Raw genomic sequence first — 22,136 nt, forward strand, 5'->3', positions numbered from 1 at the left:
AGAGGTGAGCTTTTCGGAACAGTTCGATGTGGTGGTGGTGGGTGCTGGGCACGCTGGTTGCGAGGCGGCGATGGCCTCTGCGCGAATGGGACTTCGTACTGCGATCTTTACGTTGAATCTTGATCTAATTGCGCAGATGAGCTGCAATCCAGCGATTGGTGGGATTGCCAAAGGCCATTTGGTGCGTGAGGTGGATGCGCTGGGTGGGGTGATGGGCGAGGTCGCAGATGCTACGGGGATACAGTTTCGTCTGTTGAATACTTCGCGGGGGCCGGCGGTGTGGTCGCCGAGGGCGCAGTGCGATAAGGCGCTGTATCGCGTGAAGATGCGCGAGGTGCTGGAGGGGCAGAAGAATCTCTTCATCAAGCAGGCTGAGGTGGTGGATTTGATTGTGGAGGACAGCGAGTCGGCCAGTCAGCGAGTCAGCCAGTCAGCGAGTCAGCCAGTCAGCGAGTTTTCTCCGAAGCGAGTTGTGCGCGGGTTGAAGTTGCGGGATGGGCGCGTGATTCATGCTGCGGCGACGATTGTTACGACAGGAACGTTTCTGAATGGGTTGATTCATTGCGGGGAGCAGCAGTACACGGCGGGGCGGAGTGGAGAGCCAGCCAGTGTATTGCTGGGAGAGGCGCTGAAGCGGCTGGGGTTGCGCGAGTGCCGTTTGAAGACGGGGACGCCGCCGCGGCTCGATGGTCGCACGATCGATTGGAGCCAGTTTCAGGAGCAACCGGGGGATGAAGATCCAACGCCGTTCAGCTTTCGCACGAAGGAGATTCCGCTGCGGCAGATCAACTGCCATATCGCGCATACGACGCCGGAGACGCTGCGGCTGATTCGCGAGAATGTGCATCGGTCGCCGATGTATACGGGGCAGATCGAGGCGATTGGGCCGCGGTACTGTCCTTCGATTGAAGACAAGATCGTGCGGTTTCCGGAGAAGACGCGGCATCAGTTTTTTCTGGAGCCTGAGGGGTTGAATACCCATGAGGTCTACATCAATGGCATGAGTACGAGCCTGCCGATGGAAGTTCAGGCGGCGATGGTGCGGTCGATTCCTGGGCTTGAGAGTGCAGAGATGCTGCGTCCGGGATATGCGATTGAGTATGACGCGATTGATCCGACGGAGCTGGATCGTACGCTGCGGGTGAAGTCGTTTGCAGGACTCTATCTGGCTGGGCAGATCAATGGGACGAGTGGATATGAAGAGGCGGCGTGTCAGGGACTGATGGCGGGGATCAATGCGGCGCTGGCGGTGCGGGGCGAGGATGGCTTTACGCTGGATCGGACCGAGGCCTATACGGGGATTCTGATTGATGACCTGATCAGCAAGGGGACGAATGAGCCTTACCGGATGTTTACTTCACGCGCGGAGTTTCGGCTTCACCTGCGGATTGATAATGCGGATAGCAGGCTGACTCCGCATGGGCGGCGGCTGGGGCTTATCGATGATGCTGCGTGGGCGGAGTATGAGGCGAAGCAGGCTCGGGCGGTTGCGTTTGAGAGGCTACTGGGTTCGGCGCGGGTGAAGGCGGAGGAGTTGCCGGTTGCGCTGAAGGAGAGGCTGGATGGCGATGCGGCTGGGGTTAGCGGGCAGACGTTTGCGCAGCTTTTGAAGCGGCCTGAGGTGCCGATCGAAGAGGTTGCCCCGGTGCTTCGGGAGAGATTGCGGGATGGGGATGAGGCGCTTGGGGGTTGGGTGGCGGCGATGGATGTTGCCGGGGATTCGAAGCTGCCGGCGTGGGTTCGGAATGAGATGAAGACGGTGGAGACGGAGATCAAGTACTCGGGGTATCTGGACCAGCAGCGGCGCTCGATGGAGAAGATGCGGAGGGCGGAGAGACGGGCGATTCCGGGGTGGTTCGATTATTCGACGGTGAGTGGTTTGTCGAGTGAGATGAAAGAGATTCTTTCGCGGGTGCGGCCGCAGACGATTGGGCAGGCTAGCCGTATTGCAGGGGTTACGCCTGCGGCGGTTAGTTTGATTCACGTTTATATCGAGATTCAGGGCAGGGCGCGCGTGGCTTAGTTTTGTGCCCTCGGGTGTCCTGCCGGACGGGCGCCCTGCGCGGGCGGCGGTCACTTTCGTGACGTGTGTACCTTCTGGCTGAGTGAGGTGTGTCGGCCCTCCAGATGTAACCGCTGGCGGGGTTTGGGCGTCCAAGTTGGGAAGGGTTGGTGCATGATGGGTTCTTTCAAGACAAGTTTGATTCTGCTGGCTGTGGTGGTGGTCGCGTTGATTTTATTTGGAAGGGGAAAGAGTATGGTGATGGGCGCAGAGCGGAGAGAGCCGATTCCGGCTCCTGTGATGGATGAGCCACATGCGGCGGTCGGGCATGAGACTGCAGTGTTTGCGGGTGGATGCTTCTGGGGCGTACAGACTGTGTTTCAGCGGGTGAAAGGCGTTACGGCTACGACTGCGGGGTATTCGGGTGGATCTGCGTCGACGGCTACTTATGATCAGGTTTCGTCTGAGGGTACGGGGCATGCGGAGTCGGTGAAGATTGTGTTTGATCCGGCGAAGGTTAGCTATGGGACGCTGCTGCGAATCTTCTTTTCGGTGGTGCATGATCCTACGCAGTTGAACCGGCAGGGGCCGGATGTGGGGACTTCTTATCGGTCGGTGATTTTTTATACGACGCCGGAGCAGGAGAAGGTGGCTAAGGCCTATATCGCTCAACTGGATGCGGCGCATGTGTTTCCCAAGCCGATTGTGACCGAGGTTACGCCGCTGAAGGCTTTCTATGACGGCGAGGACTATCACCAGGACTATGCGGAGAAGAATCCCAACAATCCGTATATCCAGGTGTGCGATGTGCCGAAGATGGCGGCGTTGAAGCAGCAGTTTCCTGATCTTTTTCAGGATTACAAGCACAAATAATTTCTGCTGGCGGGCCTGGGACGGAGGCCCGCTTTTGCAGGGGTTTTTGCGAAATTGTGGTGTTTGAACGTGCTTTTTTTGTGGCTGGGTGTGGTGGGATGTGTGGTGAATGTGGTGTTTTAGCACCACAGATTCTGGGCGGCTGAAAATACGCCAGGTTTGAGAGTTTATTTTGGCGAGGTGGCAGGCGCGCGCGAAATGCGGGGGTCTTGACGGACACCGCAGCATGCATCGGTTCGCTGCAACTGAGAGATGTGGCCGCAATCCGCTGCGCGACAGACGGTGAGGCTGTCTGCCGCTTCGGTCGAGATGACGAAGATTGAGACGGGCTTAGGGGAGGAACAACGGCAAAGGACTAAATACGGGGATCCTTCACTCCGTTCAGGATGACGACTCGAAGGGGTGACGATTCGAGCAGGATGACGGCTCGAACATGATGACGACATGAAGATGATGGCAGCTCGAACAGATTGACGACTTGAACAGGATGACGGGTCGAAAAGGGCTGCAGCTCTGGGCAGGTGACGGGTTTCAACGGAGCAGAGTGCGGGTTATTGGGTGACTTCGCCTTCGGGTTCGTCGGTGGGGTTTTCGATCTCGGCTTCGAAGCCTTCGAGGAGGCGGTTGAGGAAGGCTTCGGTGTCGGTGTCGGTGTCCTTGTTTTGCAGCTGGTGGGCGAGGGCGATGTGGCGGGCGAGGTCAGCGAGGACGATGCCCCAGGCGAAGGGGTCCTCCCAGGCTCCGCTGCGAATGCTGACGTGTTGGCCCTGTTCGGCGATCCAGACGCGGAGGACCTCGAAGGAGGCTTTGTCGCGCTGGGCTTGCTCGGGAATGGCTAGAACCTTTTCGACGCCCATTATTGCTCCTGCGGAAGTTTGTTTGTCGTTAACGAATAGCCTATAACGACTTTCTGTGGAGGCTGAAAACACAGACTCACGAGGGCTGGGCGCGGGGCATCCGGCTTGGTTCTCTGTATGTGGGTGGGTGTGGCCGGGCGGCGTAGACTGAAATCTACCCGACAGCTGGGTAATCCACAGAAATGCGCCGCCTTCCGCAGGCTGGCATTCGATAGTTTAGGACTTCATGGCTACTTATCCCCACATTGTCGGCGAGCAGGAACGGCCGGCGTCGGTGCATGCCGAGATGACGATTCTCGGCGCGATGCTGGTGGAGCCGGTCGCGATTATAGATGCGACGATGCTGCTGAAGACCGATGACTTTGCGCTGGATTCGCACCGGAAGATCTACGATGCGATGCTGCACCTGGTTGAGGTTGGACATGCGGTAGACATCGTTACGGTCACCGATTATCTGGGGAAGAAGAAGGAGCTGGATTCGGTGGGTGGGCTGCCTTATCTGGCTTCGCTCAGTGAGGGCCTGCCGCGCAAGCTGAGTATTGAGAGCTATGTTCGAATCGTTCGCGATAAGAGCCTGATGCGGCAGCTGCTGACGGTGTGCGATATGGGGATGATCGAGGCCTCGGACCAGAGCCGCGAGGCGATCGATGTGTTGAACCAGGTTTCGAGCCGGTTGACGGAGATCTCTGAGCATGCGGTGACGGGCGGGTTCTCGGATATTACGGCGATTGTGAAGGACTCGTTTGGGTCGATCGATGCGCTGTATGAGCAGGGGCGCGAGGTTACGGGGCTGGCGACGCACTACATCGAGTTTGACCGGATGACGAGCGGGCTGCAGGAGTCGGAGCTGACGATTATTGCGGCTCGGCCTTCGATGGGCAAGACGGCGTGGGCGATCAACATTGCGGAGAATGCTGCGGTGCGCGGGGGCAAGGTGGTGGCGGTGTTCTCGCTGGAAATGAGTAAGGCGAGTCTGCTGCGGAGAATGCTGGCTTCGCAGGCGCTGGTGAACTCGAAGGCGATTCAGACCGGGATGTTGATGCGCGAGGACCGGGCGAAGCTGATCAATGGGCTGGAGCGGCTGATGGAGTCGAAGATGTTTATCGACGATACGCCGGGGATTACGCTGGCGGAGATGCGGGCGAAGGCGCGGCGGCTGAAGCAGCAGCATGGTGCGCTGGATTTGATTGTGATCGATTATCTGCAGCTGATGACGGGTTCGTCGGGGTCGCAGAAGGGGTTTGAGAATCGCACGCAGGAGGTCTCGGCGATCTCGCGCGGGCTGAAGGCGCTGGCGAAGGAGATGAAGGTGCCGGTGGTGGCGCTGTCGCAGCTGTCGCGTGCGAGTGAGCAGAGGGGCGGCGACAAGAAGCCGCTGTTGAGCGACCTGCGCGAGTCGGGTTCGATCGAGCAGGATGCTGACGTGGTCTGCTTTATTCATCGCGAGGAGTACTACGACCGCGAGAATGAAGATCTAAAAGGCAAGGCGGAGATCATCATCGCGAAGCAGAGAAACGGACCGACTGGAAGTATTCAGCTGGCGTATCTGGCGGACTATACGCGGTTCGAGAATCTATCGCATGGCGGGGATTCGGGCGGGTACTAGGCGCGGGGAAGCCGACGCGAAGGTTCGCGTGGGCGGTGGGCAAATGACGAGAAGCGCGTTTCTCGTTACTTATCCAATTTGGAGAAGCGTAAATCAAGGTTGATGAGTGCATAGGCCTGATGTCATCAACGTAGCAATGAAATTTCTGTCAGAGGGATCTTGTATGGTCTGAAGGTTCAGAGGGCAGCATCAACCTCATTACCGTGAGGGATGGTGATAACGATTTTCCCTTGTGCATGTCCTTCTTCGCGATAACAGAGGGCTTCAGCTACTTCGGCTAGTGGGTATCGCCTGTCTATCACAGGTACGATCTTTCTGGCTTCGAGAAGGTCCTTGAGAAGAAGCAGATCCGTTACGTTGACCTTCGCAATGAAGAAACGCACTTTCTTGTTGCCGATCAACGATAGAAGCGGCCTCAGTGAGATCGCCTGGAACATTCGAGCTAAACCACCTCCAGCCCACACAAAGATTCCGTCCTGATTGAGCGCACGCCTGTAATCGAGAATCGAATGATGGGCGTTCGCCCCGAGGATCAGATCGTATCGCAACCCGCTTAGCGTGAAATTTTCTCGTGTGTAATCGATCACATGGTCCGCACCGATTGATCGCGCCATGTCTACATTTCGCGGGCTGCATACGGCGGTCACTTCGGCCCCGAATGATTTGGCAATCTGGACAGCGAACGTACCCACGCCACCCGATGCGCCGTCGATCAGAACTTTCTGGCCGGGCTGGATCTGACCGTGATCGCGTAGACCCTGAAGAGCAGTAATCGCAGCTACGGGCACGGCTGCTGCTTGCTCGAACGACAGATTGGATGGCTTCGGCGCAAGGCTGTCTTGCTGAGTACATACGTACTCAGCAAATCCTCCCTGGCCTTTTCCCGTGAACGATGCCCCAAAGACTTCATCGCCCGGCTGAAATCGCTTTATATCCCGGCCGACCGATTCAATTCGCCCCGCATAATCAGCGCCAGCTATCTTGTGTGTCGGTCTGAGAAGCCTTCCAAGGCTCGGAACGAAAAACAAGGGCCCTCTAATTGTGAAACCGTCGAGCGGATTGACGGACGAGGCATACAGCTTGACCAAGACCTCCGCCTCAGTCGGCTCTGGTGTCGCCACCTCTCTGAGCTGCAGCACATCCAGCGGCGGGCCGTATTTCCTGGTAACGACGGCGTTCAATGAGCCACGCTCCCTACGACAATGCGAGAAATGTAGCATAGTCGTGGATGGCCACTCTACCGCACGGATTCTCAATTGGTGCTAAATCGCCAATGTACTCATCCATGAAAGGTAAGTCTCGATAAGTCGGCTTCTCGTCAGAAGCGTTCGGTGGCGAAAAGCGCGTTTGCGGTTACCGATCATAAGAGGCTTTCGATGGAGGGCGGTCACTTGGCGCGAGTGAATGGGATGGATTGGTTGTCTACAAGGAAGGTGCCGGAGTCTGGTGAATCGAAGCGCAGCTCGACTTGAGTATCCGTTGCGAAGAAGGTGTTGGGCGCGGAGGGGAAGAGCGGGCTGGAGCCGTAGTAGGAGAGGTTGGCCTGCAGGTGCCCGGATTCGAGAGCGATTTCGATTTCGCCGAGTGACTTCGTGCTGAATTTGCCGGTGTACGGAGTCAGCGCGGATGGTGCTAAAGAGATGGTGCTGCGCTGGGTGGTCTTCCAGGTGGACCAGTTGTAGACGCGGGAGATGCTGCGCAGAATGTCGGGCCAGAGCCAGCCGCCGCTGTCGCTGCTGGTCATGATGACGGCGCCGTCGCCGTTCTCGTAACCGATGTAGAAGTTTTTGTAGCCGGCATTGCCGCCGCTGTGGGCGAAGGAGGGGATGTCATTTTGTCTGGAGAGGTCGACGCCGAGACCGTAGTTGTCTTTGATGGGGGTGAGCATGGTGCGGGTCATGTCGGGTGAGAGCACGTGATTGGCGTGGCCTGAAAGCGAGCGCTGCATTTCGATGATCCACAGGGCGAGGTCGGAGGGGGTGGTCCAGAGGCCGGCGGCGGCCATTTCAGGATAGATGTGGGGACCGCCGGGGATTGGCTCGCCCTTGTCGTCGGCGGGCAGGGCGGCTTCTTTGAGGCGAGACTGCGGAAGAGGCTGCTGATAGGTGCTGTGGTGCATGCCGATGGGGCCGAGGACGAGGGACTGCATGATCTGCGGGAAGGGCTGGCCGGTTGTGTCGATCATCATCTGCTGGACGATGGTGAATCCGCCGCCGGAGTAGCTGTTGGCCTGGCCGGGGACGGCAGTGACGCGGATCGCGTCAGTGTTGGCGGGCTTGATGCCATCCAGCACTTGTTGGAGTGTCGGAACCGGAACCGTGGTGGCGTAACCGGGGAAGCCGTGTACGTTGATGCCGGCGGTGTGGGAGAGGAGTTCGCGAAGCGTAACGGGCTGCTGGGCGGTGAAGGTGTTTTGCGGGAGGGTCCAGCCTTTGAGCTCAGTCTGGACGGGGGCGTCGAGCGAGAGCTTGCCTTGTTGGACCAGGTGCAGTGCCGCCTGGGCTGTGAGGGATTTGCTGATGGAAGCAGCCTGGAAGAGGGTGTCTGGTGTGGCGGGTGGACCGCCTGCCGGGTTCAGCGTTCCCCACGCGTGGGCCCACCGTATGGTGCCGTTGTGAATGACGGCGATGCTGACGGCAGGGACGTGGCGGCGGCTCATTTCTTCGGTGAGGGAGCGCGTTGGGTGGGGGTCTCCAGAGACGGTGACAGGGGGGAGCAAGCCGGTTTCTACGGCGTGGATTTCGGCTGCGATGGATTGTGGCTGGGAGGTCTGCGAGGCGGGGGCAGGGACGGCCTGGCTGAACAGCGGAGGAACACAGAGTAAGACGGCTACGGCAGCGAGAGTGGAAGATCGCATGGAGAATAGTAAACAAACTCGACTGCTCGCAGAGATGAGGAGGTCATGCGGTTAATGCGGGACCGAGGAGCACCATGCCATGTGACGCGAAGAGAGCTTTGTCTTCACCCGGCATCGCCCCGGTCTGAGCGACCTGCTCAAAGAAGGACTCCATCTTTCCCGCCGGCGCGAAGGAGACCAGGATCTTTCCGGAGCCTTTGCCGAGGAACAACCAGCGGTGAGGTACCTGGCGCGGCCCCAGCACTGAGTCTCCTGCAGTGAGCACCTGGCGTACGCCTCCAATCTCAACCAGGAACTCACCCTCCAACACGTAGAACCATTCGTCCTGGTCCAAATGCATGTGCAGCGGTGTCCCACCCTTTGCATGCATCATCTGCTCGGCTACGAAGAGGGCTCCCTGGGTGTCGGCCGTGACGACCTTATATGCCAGCACGCTTACGCCGAGAGGATGGGCTGTGCCGCTGCGATCGTCCGGGCCATGCAGAACTGGAATCTTTGGAGAGGCTGTGCCGTTTGATTGTGCACAGGCGGCATGTCCCGCTGCTGCTGCGATGAGCGATAAGAAGTTGCGTCGTTTCAATGTCACCCCGGTCGAATGTAACCTTTTCAGGTGCAAATCGTTCACACGGCTTAGATCGCTTCGCGGATGCGAAAGTATACATGTGAAGACGCTCGAAGATCGCGCCGGATAAGGCGACGGCCAGCTCCATCCTGAGTAATGCTCATGCTCTTATTCGAGAGCGCCTCTCTTTGAGGGGAGGCGCTTCGAAGAAGAGTGCGGATGGGGCTGACCGACGGCGCTCACGCGCTTATGAGCGAGAAGTTGCGGCGGGTTATTGCTTGGGCGCTGCGGCGATTGAATTCAGGCTGGTGATAGTTTCGGGTGGGAGTTGCAGGGTAGCGGCTTTGAGGTTCTCGCGTAAGTGGGCGAGGGATGAGGTGCCGGGGATGAGGAGCACGTTGGGGGAACGCTGAAGGAGCCAGCCCTGTGCGACTTGCATGGGTGTGGATTGGAGGGAGGCTGCGGCTCCGTCGAGTACCGCGGATTGTAGGGGTGTGAAGCCTCCAAGGGGAAAGAAGGGTACGTAGGCGATGCCTTGTTTGGCGAGGTCGTCGAGGAAGGCGTCGTCGGTTCGGTGGGCTACGTTGTAGAGATTTTGAATGCAGACGATGTCGGCGATCTTCTGCGCTTCTGCGAGCTGCTGTGGGGTGACGTTGCTCAGGCCGAGATGGCGGATGAGGCCTTGGGCTTTGAGTTCGGCGAGGACGGTGAGGGGTGCTTCGATGGAGCCCTCGGTCGGTCCCATAACTCCTCCGACGCGGAGGTTTACGACGTCGAGCTTTTCGAGAGCGAGGTTACGGAGGTTGTCGTGTACGGCGTCGATGAGATCCTGGCGCGAGAGAGCGGGGTTCCAGGAGGCGTCTTCGCCGCGGCGGGCGCCTACTTTGGTGACGATGATGAGGCCGTCTTTGTAGGGGTGGAGAGCCTGCTTGATGATTTGGTTGGTGACGTGGGGGCCGTAGAAATCGCTGGTGTCGATGTGGTTGACGCCGGCGGCGATGGCCTCGCGCAGAACGGCCACGGCGGTGTCGATGTCCTTCGGCGGGCCGAAAACGTGGGGTCCGGCGAGTTGCATGGCACCGTAGCCCATGCGATTGACGGTCATCGAGGTACCGGGGAAGGTGAAGGTGCCGCCTAGATTTGTCTGTTGCGTCATTCTGTTGCTCCTTTTTGTTGGGGCGCTGCTTGCGGCCGTCGTGGTTACCTGTGGTTAGATGAAGAAAGCCTCAGGTTAGGAGTTCGCATTTGACGCAACGTTCCCAGGTGCTGCTGGAGCCGCGTAAATCGCCGGTGCAGGCGCGTTCGGCTGCGAGCGTGGATGCCATTTTGGAGGCGACCGTTCAGGTTTTGTTGAGCGTGGGCAAGGAACGGTTGACGACGACGAAGGTGGCGTCGCGGGCGGGGGTGTCGGTGGGGACGTTGTATCAGTACTTTCCGAATAAGAGCTCGTTGTTGCAGGCGGCGTTGACGCGGCATCTCGATGAGGTGGCCGGGGCGATGCGCAGGGTGTGCAGAGAGGAGCGGGGGAAGAGTCTGAAGGAGATGGCGACGGCGCTGATCAACGCGTTTCTTGAGGCGAAGATGAGGGATGCGAAGACGAGTGTGGCGCTGTACTCGGTGAGCTCGGATGTAGATGGGGCGAAGATTGCGCTGAGAAACGGCGTGGAGACGAATAAGGCGCTTGTTGGAATGCTGATAACGGCGCGCGATCGGCTGACGAAGGATCCGCAGATTGTGGCTTCGATGTTGATGAGTGCGATGGCCGGGGTGAGCCGGAGATTGCTGGAGTCGGGTGATCCGGAGAAGCATTTTGAGGGTTTGCGGCAGGAACTGGTGTTTCTGGTGTGCGTTTACCTGGAGGCTTGTACTGTGCGGGAGTCTGTTTAGGCGACGGGCTGAGTGGATGGAGATCAGTCTGAACAAGAATTAGTCTGCAGAGGGGGTATCTGATGAAGCGCACGTGGATCATCATAGGAGTAGACGATGTGCGGGGCAGCTTCAAGTGGTATCAGACGTTGTTCGGTCAGGCGGCTACCCTTCCTGCTCATGACTACTTTGGACAAATTCTTGATTCCGATGGAACTGTTTTGCTCTGCCTCCACGAGTGGGGCGCCCACGAGCATCCCTCATTGATGAAGCCCGATCACGGGACACCCGGCAATGGGCTGCTATTGTTTTTCCGCGTCGATGATTTCGACGTGACGCTTCAAAGGGCACGCTCTCTCGTCACTCAGCTCGAAGAGGAGCTTCATGTGAATCCGAACACTCAAACCAGGGAGTTCTCGCTCCGAGATCCGGACGGATATTACGTTACGATCAGTGCGCTCTCTGCGGCTTGAAAAGGCGCTGTAGTTGTAGAGCGCCGGCCGGGGGTCTGGGGCTTCGATGAAGCGGTGCCTGGGGTGAACAGAGGTCCTGGGGCTATCTGCGCGCTGCGCGAGACGGAAATTGGTGAAACCTACTGACAGTACGGTGTCAGGAGGGTGTCAGTATGCTGCCTCTGTGTTCGTAATGTCAGAGGAGGCAATATGAAGGAACAGCCGAAGTCAGGGGCAGTTTGGTTCGAGATTCCGTGTGCCGATCTGGAGCGGGCAGCGAGGTTCTACGAGACGATTCTGGATCGCAGGATGAAGAAGGATGATTTTGGGGAGCTGGGCGATCCGATGCGTTTGTTTCCAGCGGCTCCGGGTGGTGTTGCGGGGGCTTTGGTGAAGCGGCCGTTCCGAAAACCAGGTCGGGGCGGGACGATGGTTTATCTGAACTGCGATGGGGAGCTGGATGCCGTGATCGCTCGGGTTCGTGAGGCTGGGGGGTTGATGCTGATGCCTCGTACGGTGATTCCTGGAGGGCATGGCGCGTTTGCTTGCTTGAAGGATACGGAAGGGAATCATATTGGTTTGCATACTTCGGTTTGAGTGTCCTGCCGGACGGGCGCCCTGCGCGGGCGGCGGTCACTTCGTGACTTGTATACCCCTTCGGTTGGCGCTCCCGTTGGTCGCGAATGAGATATCTTCTGCCGACCATCGGGAGGCCTGGGACGAAGCCGGTATACACCCCACGAAGTGGGTAGGATAGGTGCATGCGACGGGCTGACCGACTCTTCCGGATCGTACGAGTGCTGCGCGGCGGCAGATTGCAGACGGCGCGAATGCTGGCGGAGAAGCTTGAGGTTTCAGAGCGGACGATCTATCGGGATGTGCGTGATCTGCAGATCTCGGGGATGCCGATTGAAGGAGAGGCTGGGGTTGGCTATACGCTGCGGCGGGATATGGACCTGCCGCCGCTGATGTTTACGCGGGATGAGTTGACGGCGCTGGTGCTGGGGGCGCGGATGGTGCAGGCGTGGGGCGGGGCGGCGAGTGTGGCTTCGGTTGATCAGGCGCTGCAGCGAATTGAGGCGGTGCTTCCGGCGGATCTTCGAGAGCGATTGGATTCGATTCTTATGTACGCGCCTGGGCACAGAATGGTGCAGCCTCTTAAGGAGCGGCTGGATCTGCTGCACGATGCTTGCGTGGGACGTCGGGCGGTAGCGTTTTGTTATGCGAAGGAGGATGGGCAGAGCAGCGAGCGCGAGGTGAGGCCGCTGGCGCTGTACTTCTGGGGTGGGGCGTGGACGCTGGCGGCGTGGTGCGAGCTGCGAAATGACTTCAGGGTGTTTCGCATCGACCGGATGCAGGAGGTCGATGTGCTGGGGCGCGAGTTCGTGCAGAAGAAGGGGCAGAGGCTGGAGGACTTTGTGAAGCAGGCGGGCAAGCCGCCTTATGTCTCCGAATCGGCTGCTGCGGCGGGTATTGGGTAAGGTTAGTTTACGAGGTAGGTTGCGGGTCGGGAAGAATCGTCCGTCGGGCTGTGCGTGGGGGCGAAGACGGTCTTTTGTACCGCCAGGCACTCGGAGACGCGCTTGAGCATGTCGGTGGGGTGGACGGGTTTGGTGAGGGTGGTGAAGTTGTAGCCGGCATTGCGCGCGTGTACGAGGAGATCGGCGGTTGCGGCCTGGCCGGAGAACAGAAGGATTTGGCATCCGGGGACGGTCTGGCTGACAGCGATAGCCAGTTCGATGCCGGTCATGCCGGGCATCATGACGTCGGAGATGAGAAGTTGGGGGGCGGACGTTCGTGCGAGCGCTAGTGCTGCGGTACCGTCGTAGGCGGTGAGGGTGGAGAAGCCGCTACGGGAGAGGATTATCGAGAGAGTGTCGGCGATGATTCGCTCGTCGTCGACGATGAGGATGACGGCTTTAAATTCCTCGGGCAGCGAGACTTCATCTTGCTTCGCAACTTCTGACAAGGGAACGACCTCAAAGTACGTTTTTGGGGACATAACGTAACCTCTGAAGACACCTTAGGCCAGCCGTTTCTATACGGGTTAACTCTTTTCGATCTCTCAGTTTTTGGTCGGTTCAGGCTTTGGCTGGGATAGCATCTTGACAGGTGATTTGAGCATCGGCTTAACTTTAGGTTAGTGTCACGATAGCCTGAGAGGACGAGAAGGAGGGGAAGTGAGCGGCGACGACGAGTTTGATTCAAAGGAGATGAAGTTTGAGTCGGTGCTGCAGGCGAACGTACCCAAAGGTAGAGAAGGCAAGCACAGAGAGATCATTACGCAGCTGTTGAGCGATATCGCGCAATTGAAGCCTGGCAGTGCGTTGAAGATTCCGCTCGATCAGCTTCCGGATACGAAGGAGAATGTGCGATCGGCTTTGAGCAGGGCTGCGCGGCAGCAGAAGATCAATCTGGCTACGTCTAGCAATGACGAGTTTTTGTTTGTTTGGAAGACGGATAAGTAAGGCTGCCTGTAACGACCCCTTCAAAAAAATCACCGCTTTGTCCTGCCGGACGGGCCTCCTACGCGGAGAGCGGCCACTTCGTGGCTTGTATACCGCTTTGCGTGGCGCTTTCGTTGGTCGCGAAGGAAGATGATTCCGACCAACGGGAGGACCGGGCGAAGCACTAAAGAGGCGTGCGAACGCCCGCCCTCCGCGCAGGAGGCCCGTCCGGCAGGACACCGTCTTTAGTAAGGGTTGGGTTGGTTGCTCAGGATCTCTTTGCCGCCGCTCTGGGCGATGAAGAAGGTTTTTCCGGGGAGGGTGGGGACTGGGTCGGACAGATCCTGCCAGAGGAAGATGCGGCGGGGCTCGAGCCAACGGACTTTGAGAGAGAGGGCGTCCTCGAAGATGGGTGGGGCGTCGGGGAAGAAGGACCCGTACCAGAGGTTGGAGGAGCGGCCGTTGAGGATGTGGAGGTCGTTGCGCCCGAGGTAGAAGCCGAGGGTGCTGGCGCTCTCGTACTCGCCGTGGATGACAATGAGGTCGCTGGGTTTCAGCTCGGGCTGGATGGCGGTGGCTAACTGGCGAGAGCTCAGGACCGGGGAGAAGATCTGCAGGCCGACGTGCGCGGCGAGAACGAAGGCGAAGGTGGCGGCGGCGAGGCAGAGGTTCGCGGCGTGGGGCTGATAGTTGCGGCGGAGGAGCCAGTTGGCGAGGGTTCCGGAGAAGAGCGCGACGGCGGTGAGGAGGAGCGGATCGCGGAAGGCTCCCATGGCCTGGGCGTTGAGGTCGAGGAAGTGGCCGAAGGAGAGGGCGTAGTCGCTGGGATTTTGTTTTAGGAGTGAGGCGAGGTCGGTGCCGGGGTTGGGTGGGGCGGAGTGAAGGAGGAAGAATCCCGCTGTGAGGGCTGCGAGGGAGCCGAGGACGAGAAGGACGACGGAGATGCGCTGTCCGGAGCGAACGAGGGGGTTGGGGACGGTGAAGGATTCGGCTTCGGTGGCTTCGGCGTCGAGCCAACCGGCGATGAGAAGGATCATGGCGGGGAGGGCGGGGAGGACGTAGTACTCCTGGCGGGTGGAGAGGGAGAAAAAGAGGACCGGGATGATGGCCCAGAGGCCCAGGAGGAGTAGGGTGCTTTCGGGTGGGGTGAGGGTGCGGATGGAGACTCTAGGGCGAAGGGCTTTCCGCCAGGGGACGGTGGCCAGAGCGCGATAGAGGAACGCGCTCCAGGGCATGATCCAGATGAGGATGAGGGCCCAGAAGAGGGGGAGGGGGACGGTGTCGTAGTCGCGGGGGACGCGGAGGTTGAGGTAGCGGAGGAGCTGCTCGTTGACGAAGTAGAACCAGAGCCAGCCGTGGACGTTGCCGTCGGTGGGGAGGGGGACGGACCAGTGGCCGTGCGAGAAGGAGAGAGCGCCGGGATGGCCCTGGGTGGGGTTGGCGAGGGCGATGAGGATGTGCCACGGAGCGGCGATGACGAGGAAGACGATGGTGCTGGAGAGGGGGTGGAGCTGGCGGATGCGGGTTAGGACGGCGTGGAGGTTGCGGCGCGTCAGGATGAGGTGGGTGAGGACGATGAGGAGGGGGAAGACGATGCCGATGAGGCCTTTGGTGAGGACGTTGAGGGCGCAGCAGGCGGCGAAGAGCCAGCAGAGGGTGATGCTTGCGTTGGCTTTTGTGAATGGGAAAGGAGTGCGGTTCGCTTCGCGAAGGCCCACCTTAGCTTCGCGAAGATGGGGCACCCGATTTTGGGGCATCCCATGGGTCTGTCGCTCATCGGCCTGCTCGGTGGCCCAGTAGAAGAAAAGGGCGAGGGTGAGCCAGAGGCAGACGTCGGCGTCGGGGAGGAGGATGCGGGTGAAGATGAAGATGCCGAAGCTGGAGAGGAGCATGAGTCCGGCGTAGAGGCCGGCTCGGGGGGATTGAGGTTGTTCTGGAGTGCTGAAGGCGCGGCGGGCGAAGCCCTCGAGGAGGAGGGCGAGCGAGAGGACGGTGAGGGCGATGGGGAGGCGTGCGGCCGCGGTGTTGACGCCGAAGAGTTTGAAGCTGAGGGCCATGCTCCAGTAAAGGATGGGGGCTTTTTCGAGGTAGCGGATGCCGTTGGCGTAGAGGGTGACCCAGTCGTGGCGGAGGAGCATCTCGCGGGCGACTTCGGCGTGTACGGAGTCGGCGTCGTCGAGGAGCGGGGGGACGAAGAGGGTGAGGGTTGCGTAGAAGAGGAGCCAGAGGACGAAGAGGATGAGACCGTTTCTTGCTACGGGCGATAGGGCTGTCGGCGGTCTGGATGTTTGCGACATGGGGGATGGGCGTTTCGTCTGCATGGTGGCGGAGGTGCGGGGGCGTTAGGTGAGTTTATCAATGCGTGTTAAGGCAGAGGTGTTCGGGTTGTTGAATACGCCGCTGATCGGAAAGAACGAGAAGCCGATGTTTTAGTTGACGCGAAGACGAAATGCGGTGGTCTTGACGGATACCGCAGCATGATTCGGTTCGCTGCAACTGAGAGCTGTGGCCGCAATCCGCTGCGTCGTGCGATAAACCGCACGACTTCGGTCGAGATGACGAATGTTTTTTGGTGGTGGTCGCAAGGCTATGATGAGAAGCGTGTTGTTTGAGCGAGGCGTTCAGGTTGAGTGAGTTGGTACGAGTTGCGGAGGTTGCGGGGCCGCCGACGGAGCTGATCTTTGGGGATTGGTATCCGGCGCTGCGTGCTGGGGCGCTGCGGGAGGGCAAGACGGCGAAGGCGCTGCTGCTAGGTGTTCCGCTGCTGCTGGGAAGGAAGACGGGCGGGAAGTTGTTTGCGATGCGTGATCTCTGTCCGCATCGGGGGATTCCGCTTTCGGCTGGGTGGTTCGATGGGGAGACGGTGACCTGCAAGTATCACGGTTGGAAGTTTGAGCCTTGCAGCGGGCAGTGCAGGGAGATTCCTTCGCTGACAAGCCATGAGACGCTGGATCCGACGAAGATCTATGCGGGGGCGTTTCCTTGCGAGGAGCGCGATGGGTTTGCGTGGGTTTATCTGCCGGAGGTGGGGGCGGGGCGAGTGCAGGTGGGAGAGGCTTTGCCGCCGGTGCCGGAGGTGCCGAAGTTTTCGGTGAGGTTTCGGGGTGCGCATCTGGTGGCGGAGCTGCCTTGCAATGTGGATCACGGGATTATCGGGTTGATGGATCCGGCGCATGGACCGTTTGTGCATCAGGCCTGGTGGTGGCGGTCGGCGGCGAGCATTCATGAGAAGACGAAACACTTTGAGCCATTGGAAGACAGAGAGAATAATGGGCGGAATGCCGGGTTTCGGATGTCGTCGCATGCGCCGAGCGCGAACTCGGCGCCTTATAAGCTGCTGGGAGTTTATGGCGAACCGATTACGACGACCATTGATTTTGTGCTGCCGAATCGCAGGTACGAGACGATTCGGGCGGGGGAGAAGTGGTTCTCGAGTTTGACTACGATTACGCCGGTGACTGCTTCGACTTGCAGGATCGATGTGGTTGCAGCATGGAATGTTTTTTACTGGGTTCCATTTGTAACTTCTATTGCTACGTTTTTTGGGGCTCGGTTTGTGCGGCAGGATCAGGAGACGATGATCGAGCAGGCCAAGGGGTTGAGGTTTCATCCGGGGCTGATGCTGATCGATGATGCGGACAAGCCGGCGAAGTGGTACTTCGCTTTGAAGCAGGCGCGTTTGAAGGGGACGGGGGAGCATCCGCTGAGTGGGCCGGTTACGCTGCATTGGCGGAGTTGACGAGCTGGTCTTTTGAGGGTGCCTCTCCCGTCAAAAGTTGCGCAAAGTCTTCTAAAGATTATGGTTAGGCTTGGACTCCAAGTTTGATCGCACCGATAATTGTGCGGAGGCCTGGGACAAAAAAGTAAACTTAGTGGATCGGCGAGCGGCAGGAGGCGGGCGCCGAGCGAGATTCGTGGCGTTTGCCTTGTCGAGAGCATAAAAATGTCATAAGCTCGGGTTGGTTCGCGACCTGCGATTCCGCTTCCTGTGGCATCCTCCGGCCCCTCCCCGACAAAGACTCGGCTCCGCTCCAAAACAATCACAGGCACCCTCGGAATCACTGGCCCCTACATTTCCTAAAAAAGGAGAGTCGGCCATGGCTTTTACGAGTTCAGGGCTACCGAATAATGGGAAGACGGCCCATTATCAGATTTCGTATGACACGACACTGTCGCCGGTGGATGGTGTGGCTCGCGCGCTGGATCTTTTTAACATATGCGAGGCGGACTTTGCGCTGATGTCGGGCTGGTTCGCTGGCGTCAATTTGATTTTCAATTTTCCATTGCCGGTGCAGATTGTGAATGCGTTTGGCGGGGCCAGCTGGAGTAATCCGAGTGGATTTCAACTTATCTTTGGTTCCAGTCCGACGATCACGATCAAACCGGCCTCTGGCACGTCAGTGAATGTGATTCGGTACCTGCTGGTTTCGGAGGTGACGGAGATGTTCATGGTCTCGAAGAACAACCAGTGGGCCGAGCCAACGTCGCTTTTTCAGGGCGGAGACGAGGGGAGCATGGGCGAAGGCCTATCGCGTTTTCTTGGGGTGCAGTTCCAGTTGGCGAATGGGATCGGCGGGGTGCCGCCGCCGGGAGCTGGGGTGGTTCCGGTTTGGCTGAACGGAGCGCGGCCGGACTTTGTGAACAACGATCCAGACGATAACAGGCCGGATATAGTGACTGGTTGCACGACGCTGTTTATCTACTATCTTTTCAACCAGCTCAATTTCAGTATCCAGCAAATCATCAATGCGGGCGCGTCGAACCTGGCGGGGGTCTATCAAAATCTGACTGGGCAGCCTGCTGGGTGGGCTTCGTTCATTGACCTGGTAAACAGATATTATCCGCCGGCATTTTCTCCTTATACACCGAAGGGCGACAACATCTTTCCGGTGTCGGATCTGAACGCGTTTTTTCCGCCGAATCCGATTACGTGCGGATATGGTCAAACGACCCTGATCTCGATTGATCGGCCTGCGATGGCGCAGGTCAATGTTGTGCTGACGAGCGATAATCCGGGGCTGGTTCAGGTTCCAGGGACGGTGACGATACCGGTGGGTGGCACGTCGGCTCCGGTCACGATCTCTACGACGGCGATTCCGATTCCATTCGCGCCTCAGATTGTAAATCTGCATGCGAGTTATGCGGGAAAGACGATCACGGTAGCGTGTGAGGTGGTTCCACCGTACCTTACGGGGCTTACGATTGCGCCGGCGAAGGTGACGTGCGGCGACAATGCGACTGGAACGATTACGCTGAGCCAGCCGTCGCTTTCGGGGCCAGTGGTGGTGACTATGCTCAATGGGTCGACATTTGCAAATGTGCCTGCTACGGTTACGATTCCGCCGGGGGTGGCTTCGCAGAGCTTTGTGATCACGACGCCGAATATTCCGATTCCGTTCAAGACGGCGATCTGTTCGATCTACGCGACGTATGGGAGTTCGTCGGCTTCTGCGGTGTTATTGGTTGCTTCGCGGGTGATTGCGCCGATTATGAGTTCGTTGACAGTTTTTCCGACGACGGTGACGATTGGGGAGATCAGTCGGGGGACCGTGACACTGGTGGAGGCGGTGCCGATGCCGGCTGTGATTGCGCTTGAGGCGATGGACCCTACTGTGGGGCCAGGGGGTCCGCTGCCGCTGCCGGGTTCGGCGTCATCGATTGCGAGCGTGCCAGCTTCGATTACGATTCCACCGGGGCAGACTGTGGGCATTTTTAATATCACGACACATGGGATTGTTTCCCCGGGCACGCATCATTTTGTGAGGATTGTGGCGGGAGGGATTCCGCTGATGTATGCGGCTTTGACTGTGAATGCGTGAGGGGTGATGGTTGGACGTGGTGCATGGATCCAATTATTCATCGCGAAGGAGGATCAGGGGGCATGCGGAGTCGCGGCCTCGCGTCTGGGCGGTGCTAAAAAGACTGAAGGGCGCGCGGTTAGAAGGCGCTGACGCCCTCTTCGATGACGAGCTGGTCGACTTTGATGTTCATGGTCTCGCCTAGTTTTTTGAAGCCTTCTTTCCACTCGTCGGTCCAGTAGTTGGTGTCGCTGCGGCGGAGGAGGTCGTTCCAGATGTTCTGGGCCTGCCAGATGTTTACCTCGAAGGGCATCCTGTGGGTGGCCTCTGCGACTTCAATGGCCGCGGCGAGGGCGTCGGAGGACTGGTGGTCGCCGGCGGCTGCGGCTTCGAGACGGATCATTGCGCGCTTCATGCGCTGGCCGGTGGTGTAGCTGAGGAGCTGTGTGTCGAGGGGAATCTGGTCGGCCTCAGCACGGGCGATGAGTGCTTCTATTTCGGCGGTGTCGAAGGTGTCGGACTCGATGGCCTGGCGGAGGCTGGCGTTGATGGCGAAGCGTGCGGCGGTGGCGAGGGCGGGCGGCGCGGTCATGCCGGACTCGGTGAGGAAGTGCATGAGGGAGGCGTGGTCTTCGTAGATCTTGCGGAGGGAGTCTTCCATCTCGGAGACGGTCTGGTTGAGGATGGTGCTGAGGATGCGGTGCTGCTCGTCGGCGAAGAGCGAGGTGAGGGAGTAGGCGGTCTCGCCGAAGAAGCGATCGATGAGCCGGATGACTTCGGGGAGGTTGGCGCGGCGGATGGCGGTGCTGATGTCGGTGGAGAAGGTGGCGAAGGCTTCGACTTCGGCGGGGTTGGTGGAGTTGTAGGCTTTGACGGCGGCGGAGAGGTTCTGGTCGCCGAGGTGTAGGACGGCGAAGCAGAGCTCCTCGCTCTCTTCGGTGATGCGAGAGTAGAGGAGCGCGCGGCCGAGAGCGACGCGGCCACGGCCGGAGTTGAAGACCTCCTGGCTTTCGCGGTGGACGTCGAAGCAGAAGAGCTCGCCGTGCTCGGGATAGGCGCGGAAGATGGAGCTGATGGCGTAGTGAGCGCCGACCTGTTCGAGGCCGATCTTCATGTTGGTGACGTAGCGGCGGTAGACTTCTGCGCCGTCGCCCATCTCGGGGACGTTGCTTTTGGCGCGGGCGAGGCGGCTGAGGAACTCGGCTTCGAGGGCGACGCCGGGAGGGCCGAAGAGTTTGGCGGCGAGCTGGAGGACGCGTCCCGCGTAGGCGATGATTTGCACGGTTTCGATGCCGGAGATCTCGTCGAAGAACCAGCCGCAGCTGGTGTACATGAGCTGGGTGTGGCGTTCGAGCTCCATGAGTTCGAGGGCGGTGACGCGCTCGTCTTCGGTGAGGTGGCGAGTGGTGTGGTCGGCAAAGAAGCGGATGATGGAGGCTGGGGAGCGGTCGAGGACCACGTGAATGTAGGCGTCGCGGGCGACCCAGAGGTCTTTGAAGATGGATTGGGAGAGCTGTTCGGCCAGGGGTGCGGTGGCGTCGCGGAGGTAGTCGAGAGCGTCGCGAAGGGGGGCGCGCCACTCCTGATTCCATCCGGCCTTGCCGCCGTTGCAGCCGCAGTTGGAGCGCCAGCGTTCGACGCCGTGGGCGCAGGACCAGGAGGTGTCTTCGGCGACTTCGGCCTCCCACTTGGGCGGGAATTTTTCGAGGAACTCACCGTAGTTGGTGAGCCTGGCTTGCTGACCTTCTTCGATACGGTGCATGGCGGAGGAGAGCGCCATCTCGCCGTGTTTGTGATGATGGCCGTAGCTCTCGCCGTCGGTGGCGACGTGTGAGATCTGGGCGAGCTCGGGGTCTCCGGGAGCGGCTGGGTGAAAGCCGCTGATGAGACGGTTGGCAAAGTTTTCGCCGCTGTTGAGGAGGCCTTCGAAAGCAATGGCGCGGGAGCCGGGACCGTCGTAGAAGAAGACGGCGATGCTGCGGCCTTCGTCGAGTTTGATGAGGTAGGGGTGGGTGGGATCGACGTTGGCGTTGGGGGTCTGGGTCCAGGGTTCTTCTGCGGGGGGGGCGGCGGCTGCGGCGACGGGGTCGAGGTTTGGTTTGGAGGCTGTGCCTGCTGGAGGCTCGAGGCGGCGGACGCGGGCGCATTGGACTGGAGCGAGGATGGTGAACTTGATGCCCTCCTGCGCCATGAGGTCGAGCACGTTGCGGTTGACGGCAGTCTCGGCGAGCCACATGCCTTCGGGTTTGCGGCCGAAGCGGGATTCGAAGTCGGCGATGCCCCAGCGGATCTGGGTGAGGGCGTCGCGGCGATTGGCCAGAGGCATGATGAGGTGGTTGTAAACCTGGGCGACGGCGGAACCGTGACCGCTGTAACGCTGGGCGCTGAACTTGTCGGCATCGACGATCATGCGGTAGGTGCGAGGGGCTTTGTCCTGTAGCCAGCTGAGGAGCGTGGGGCCGAAGTTGAAGCTCATCCGGGCGTAGTTGTTCATGATCCGGATGATCTCGTCCTGCTTGTTGGTGATGCGGGAGGCCCCGTTGGGGGCGTAGCACTCGGCGGTGATGCGGTCGTTCCAGTCGTGATAGGGAGCGGCGGAGTCCTGGACCTCGACGGTTTCGAGCCAGGGGTTTTCGCGTGGGGGCTGGTAGAAGTGGCCGTGAATGCAGACGAAGCGGGGGGCTTCGACGGCTGTTTGCGGCTTGGGGGACTTCGCGGCGCGAGGTTTGGCCATAAGTATTCAGTTAGAGGGTATCGCGGGTGGAGGGGTTGGGTGCGGCGCGCGAAGTAGAAATTTCGCGGATTTTACGAGAGCG

At 59.6% G+C, this 22,136-nt stretch carries 18 protein-coding genes; 10 read left to right on the forward strand and 8 right to left on the reverse strand.

Going from position 1 to position 22,136, the window contains the following annotated elements; all coding sequences use genetic code 11:
• Positions 1-4 precede the first annotated feature (4 nt).
• Both mnmG and msrA read left to right on the forward strand, forming a co-directional pair.
• Positions 5-2,023, forward strand: coding sequence for a tRNA uridine-5-carboxymethylaminomethyl(34) synthesis enzyme MnmG (gene mnmG / locus HDF12_RS02025; RefSeq protein WP_179580833.1), 2,019 nt, complete (start codon positions 5-7; stop codon positions 2,021-2,023).
• 234 nt (positions 2,024-2,257) lie between these two features.
• Complete coding sequence (msrA, locus tag HDF12_RS02030; RefSeq protein ID WP_373563904.1) at positions 2,258-2,875, forward strand: peptide-methionine (S)-S-oxide reductase MsrA; 618 nt, start codon at positions 2,258-2,260, stop codon at positions 2,873-2,875.
• A gap of 551 nt (positions 2,876-3,426) precedes the next feature.
• Here msrA and HDF12_RS02035 read toward each other — a convergent pair.
• On the reverse strand, positions 3,427-3,732 hold the full coding sequence (locus tag HDF12_RS02035; RefSeq protein ID WP_179580834.1) for a DUF5076 domain-containing protein: 306 nt from the start codon (positions 3,730-3,732) through the stop codon (positions 3,427-3,429).
• Positions 3,733-3,958: 226 nt separating this feature from the next.
• On the opposite strand from HDF12_RS02035, the gene dnaB reads away from it, so the two are divergent.
• Complete coding sequence (gene dnaB / locus HDF12_RS02040) at positions 3,959-5,338, forward strand: replicative DNA helicase (RefSeq protein WP_179580835.1); 1,380 nt, start codon at positions 3,959-3,961, stop codon at positions 5,336-5,338.
• A gap of 176 nt (positions 5,339-5,514) precedes the next feature.
• On the opposite strand, the gene HDF12_RS02045 is transcribed toward dnaB, so the two are convergent.
• The 4 genes from HDF12_RS02045 to HDF12_RS02060 all read right to left on the reverse strand — a co-directional run bounded on the left by HDF12_RS02045 (position 5,515) and on the right by HDF12_RS02060 (position 9,913).
• Positions 5,515-6,519: an NAD(P)-dependent alcohol dehydrogenase gene (locus tag HDF12_RS02045; RefSeq protein ID WP_179580836.1), complete on the reverse strand. Its 1,005-nt coding sequence runs from the start codon at positions 6,517-6,519 to the stop codon at positions 5,515-5,517.
• A gap of 206 nt (positions 6,520-6,725) precedes the next feature.
• The gene (locus HDF12_RS02050; protein WP_179580837.1) at positions 6,726-8,195 is read right to left on the reverse strand and encodes a serine hydrolase domain-containing protein; all 1,470 of its coding nucleotides are present in this window, start codon (positions 8,193-8,195) and stop codon (positions 6,726-6,728) included.
• A gap of 43 nt (positions 8,196-8,238) precedes the next feature.
• Positions 8,239-8,775 (reverse strand): cupin domain-containing protein, encoded by a 537-nt coding sequence (locus HDF12_RS02055; RefSeq protein WP_179580838.1) that lies wholly within the window; start codon positions 8,773-8,775, stop codon positions 8,239-8,241.
• A 253-nt stretch (positions 8,776-9,028) separates the two neighbouring features.
• A complete protein-coding gene (locus HDF12_RS02060) occupies positions 9,029-9,913 on the reverse strand; it encodes an aldo/keto reductase family oxidoreductase (RefSeq protein WP_179580840.1) in 885 nt (294 codons plus the stop codon).
• An 89-nt stretch (positions 9,914-10,002) separates the two neighbouring features.
• Here HDF12_RS02060 and HDF12_RS02065 point away from each other — a divergent pair, with 89 nt between their 5' ends.
• The 4 genes from HDF12_RS02065 to HDF12_RS02080 all read left to right on the forward strand — a co-directional run bounded on the left by HDF12_RS02065 (position 10,003) and on the right by HDF12_RS02080 (position 12,556).
• Positions 10,003-10,644 carry a TetR/AcrR family transcriptional regulator gene (locus HDF12_RS02065; protein ID WP_179580842.1) on the forward strand — a complete coding sequence of 214 codons (642 nt, stop codon included), beginning with the start codon at positions 10,003-10,005 and terminating at the stop codon, positions 10,642-10,644.
• Positions 10,645-10,706: 62 nt separating this feature from the next.
• Positions 10,707-11,096 carry a VOC family protein gene (locus tag HDF12_RS02070; RefSeq protein ID WP_179580844.1) on the forward strand — a complete coding sequence of 130 codons (390 nt, stop codon included), beginning with the start codon at positions 10,707-10,709 and terminating at the stop codon, positions 11,094-11,096.
• A gap of 189 nt (positions 11,097-11,285) precedes the next feature.
• Positions 11,286-11,672, forward strand: a complete 387-nt coding sequence (locus HDF12_RS02075) for a VOC family protein (protein ID WP_179580846.1) — start codon at positions 11,286-11,288, stop codon at positions 11,670-11,672.
• Positions 11,673-11,836: 164 nt separating this feature from the next.
• Entirely contained in the window at positions 11,837-12,556 is a 720-nt protein-coding gene (locus HDF12_RS02080; protein WP_179580848.1) for a helix-turn-helix transcriptional regulator, read from the forward strand.
• A 2-nt stretch (positions 12,557-12,558) separates the two neighbouring features.
• On the opposite strand, the gene HDF12_RS02085 is transcribed toward HDF12_RS02080, so the two are convergent.
• Positions 12,559-13,077 (reverse strand): response regulator, encoded by a 519-nt coding sequence (locus HDF12_RS02085; RefSeq protein ID WP_179580850.1) that lies wholly within the window; start codon positions 13,075-13,077, stop codon positions 12,559-12,561.
• A 178-nt stretch (positions 13,078-13,255) separates the two neighbouring features.
• Here HDF12_RS02085 and HDF12_RS02090 point away from each other — a divergent pair, with 178 nt between their 5' ends.
• On the forward strand, positions 13,256-13,543 hold the full coding sequence (locus HDF12_RS02090) for a hypothetical protein (protein WP_179580852.1): 288 nt from the start codon (positions 13,256-13,258) through the stop codon (positions 13,541-13,543).
• A 224-nt stretch (positions 13,544-13,767) separates the two neighbouring features.
• Here the strand turns inward: HDF12_RS02090 and HDF12_RS02095 are convergent, their stop codons facing one another.
• The gene (locus tag HDF12_RS02095) at positions 13,768-15,819 is read right to left on the reverse strand and encodes a phospholipid carrier-dependent glycosyltransferase (RefSeq protein ID WP_179580853.1); all 2,052 of its coding nucleotides are present in this window, start codon (positions 15,817-15,819) and stop codon (positions 13,768-13,770) included.
• A gap of 329 nt (positions 15,820-16,148) precedes the next feature.
• Here HDF12_RS02095 and HDF12_RS02100 point away from each other — a divergent pair, with 329 nt between their 5' ends.
• Positions 16,149-17,261: a Rieske 2Fe-2S domain-containing protein gene (locus tag HDF12_RS02100; protein ID WP_179583244.1), complete on the forward strand. Its 1,113-nt coding sequence runs from the start codon at positions 16,149-16,151 to the stop codon at positions 17,259-17,261.
• Positions 17,262-17,619: 358 nt separating this feature from the next.
• The gene (locus tag HDF12_RS02105) at positions 17,620-19,341 is read left to right on the forward strand and encodes a hypothetical protein (RefSeq protein ID WP_179580854.1); all 1,722 of its coding nucleotides are present in this window, start codon (positions 17,620-17,622) and stop codon (positions 19,339-19,341) included.
• A gap of 118 nt (positions 19,342-19,459) precedes the next feature.
• On the opposite strand, the gene HDF12_RS02110 is transcribed toward HDF12_RS02105, so the two are convergent.
• Positions 19,460-22,054 (reverse strand): DUF3536 domain-containing protein, encoded by a 2,595-nt coding sequence (locus HDF12_RS02110; protein ID WP_179580855.1) that lies wholly within the window; start codon positions 22,052-22,054, stop codon positions 19,460-19,462.
• Positions 22,055-22,136: the final 82 nt, after the last annotated feature.

This window comes from Tunturiibacter gelidiferens (genome assembly GCF_013410115.1).
Taxonomy (GTDB): domain Bacteria; phylum Acidobacteriota; class Terriglobia; order Terriglobales; family Acidobacteriaceae; genus Edaphobacter; species Edaphobacter gelidiferens.

Coding starts and splice junctions, on each gene's coding strand:
- HDF12_RS02105 (WP_179580854.1), top strand. CDS start 17,620: ATGGCTTTTACGAGTTCAGGGCTACCGAATAATGGGAAGACGGCCCAT.
- HDF12_RS02080 (WP_179580848.1), top strand. CDS start 11,837: ATGCGACGGGCTGACCGACTCTTCCGGATCGTACGAGTGCTGCGCGGC.
- HDF12_RS02060 (WP_179580840.1), bottom strand. CDS start 9,913: ATGACGCAACAGACAAATCTAGGCGGCACCTTCACCTTCCCCGGTACC.
- HDF12_RS02035 (WP_179580834.1), bottom strand. CDS start 3,732: ATGGGCGTCGAAAAGGTTCTAGCCATTCCCGAGCAAGCCCAGCGCGAC.
- HDF12_RS02050 (WP_179580837.1), bottom strand. CDS start 8,195: ATGCGATCTTCCACTCTCGCTGCCGTAGCCGTCTTACTCTGTGTTCCT.
- HDF12_RS02110 (WP_179580855.1), bottom strand. CDS start 22,054: ATGGCCAAACCTCGCGCCGCGAAGTCCCCCAAGCCGCAAACAGCCGTC.
- msrA (WP_373563904.1), top strand. CDS start 2,258: ATGGTGATGGGCGCAGAGCGGAGAGAGCCGATTCCGGCTCCTGTGATG.
- HDF12_RS02085 (WP_179580850.1), bottom strand. CDS start 13,077: ATGTCCCCAAAAACGTACTTTGAGGTCGTTCCCTTGTCAGAAGTTGCG.
- HDF12_RS02070 (WP_179580844.1), top strand. CDS start 10,707: ATGAAGCGCACGTGGATCATCATAGGAGTAGACGATGTGCGGGGCAGC.
- HDF12_RS02075 (WP_179580846.1), top strand. CDS start 11,286: ATGAAGGAACAGCCGAAGTCAGGGGCAGTTTGGTTCGAGATTCCGTGT.
- dnaB (WP_179580835.1), top strand. CDS start 3,959: ATGGCTACTTATCCCCACATTGTCGGCGAGCAGGAACGGCCGGCGTCG.
- HDF12_RS02095 (WP_179580853.1), bottom strand. CDS start 15,819: ATGTCGCAAACATCCAGACCGCCGACAGCCCTATCGCCCGTAGCAAGA.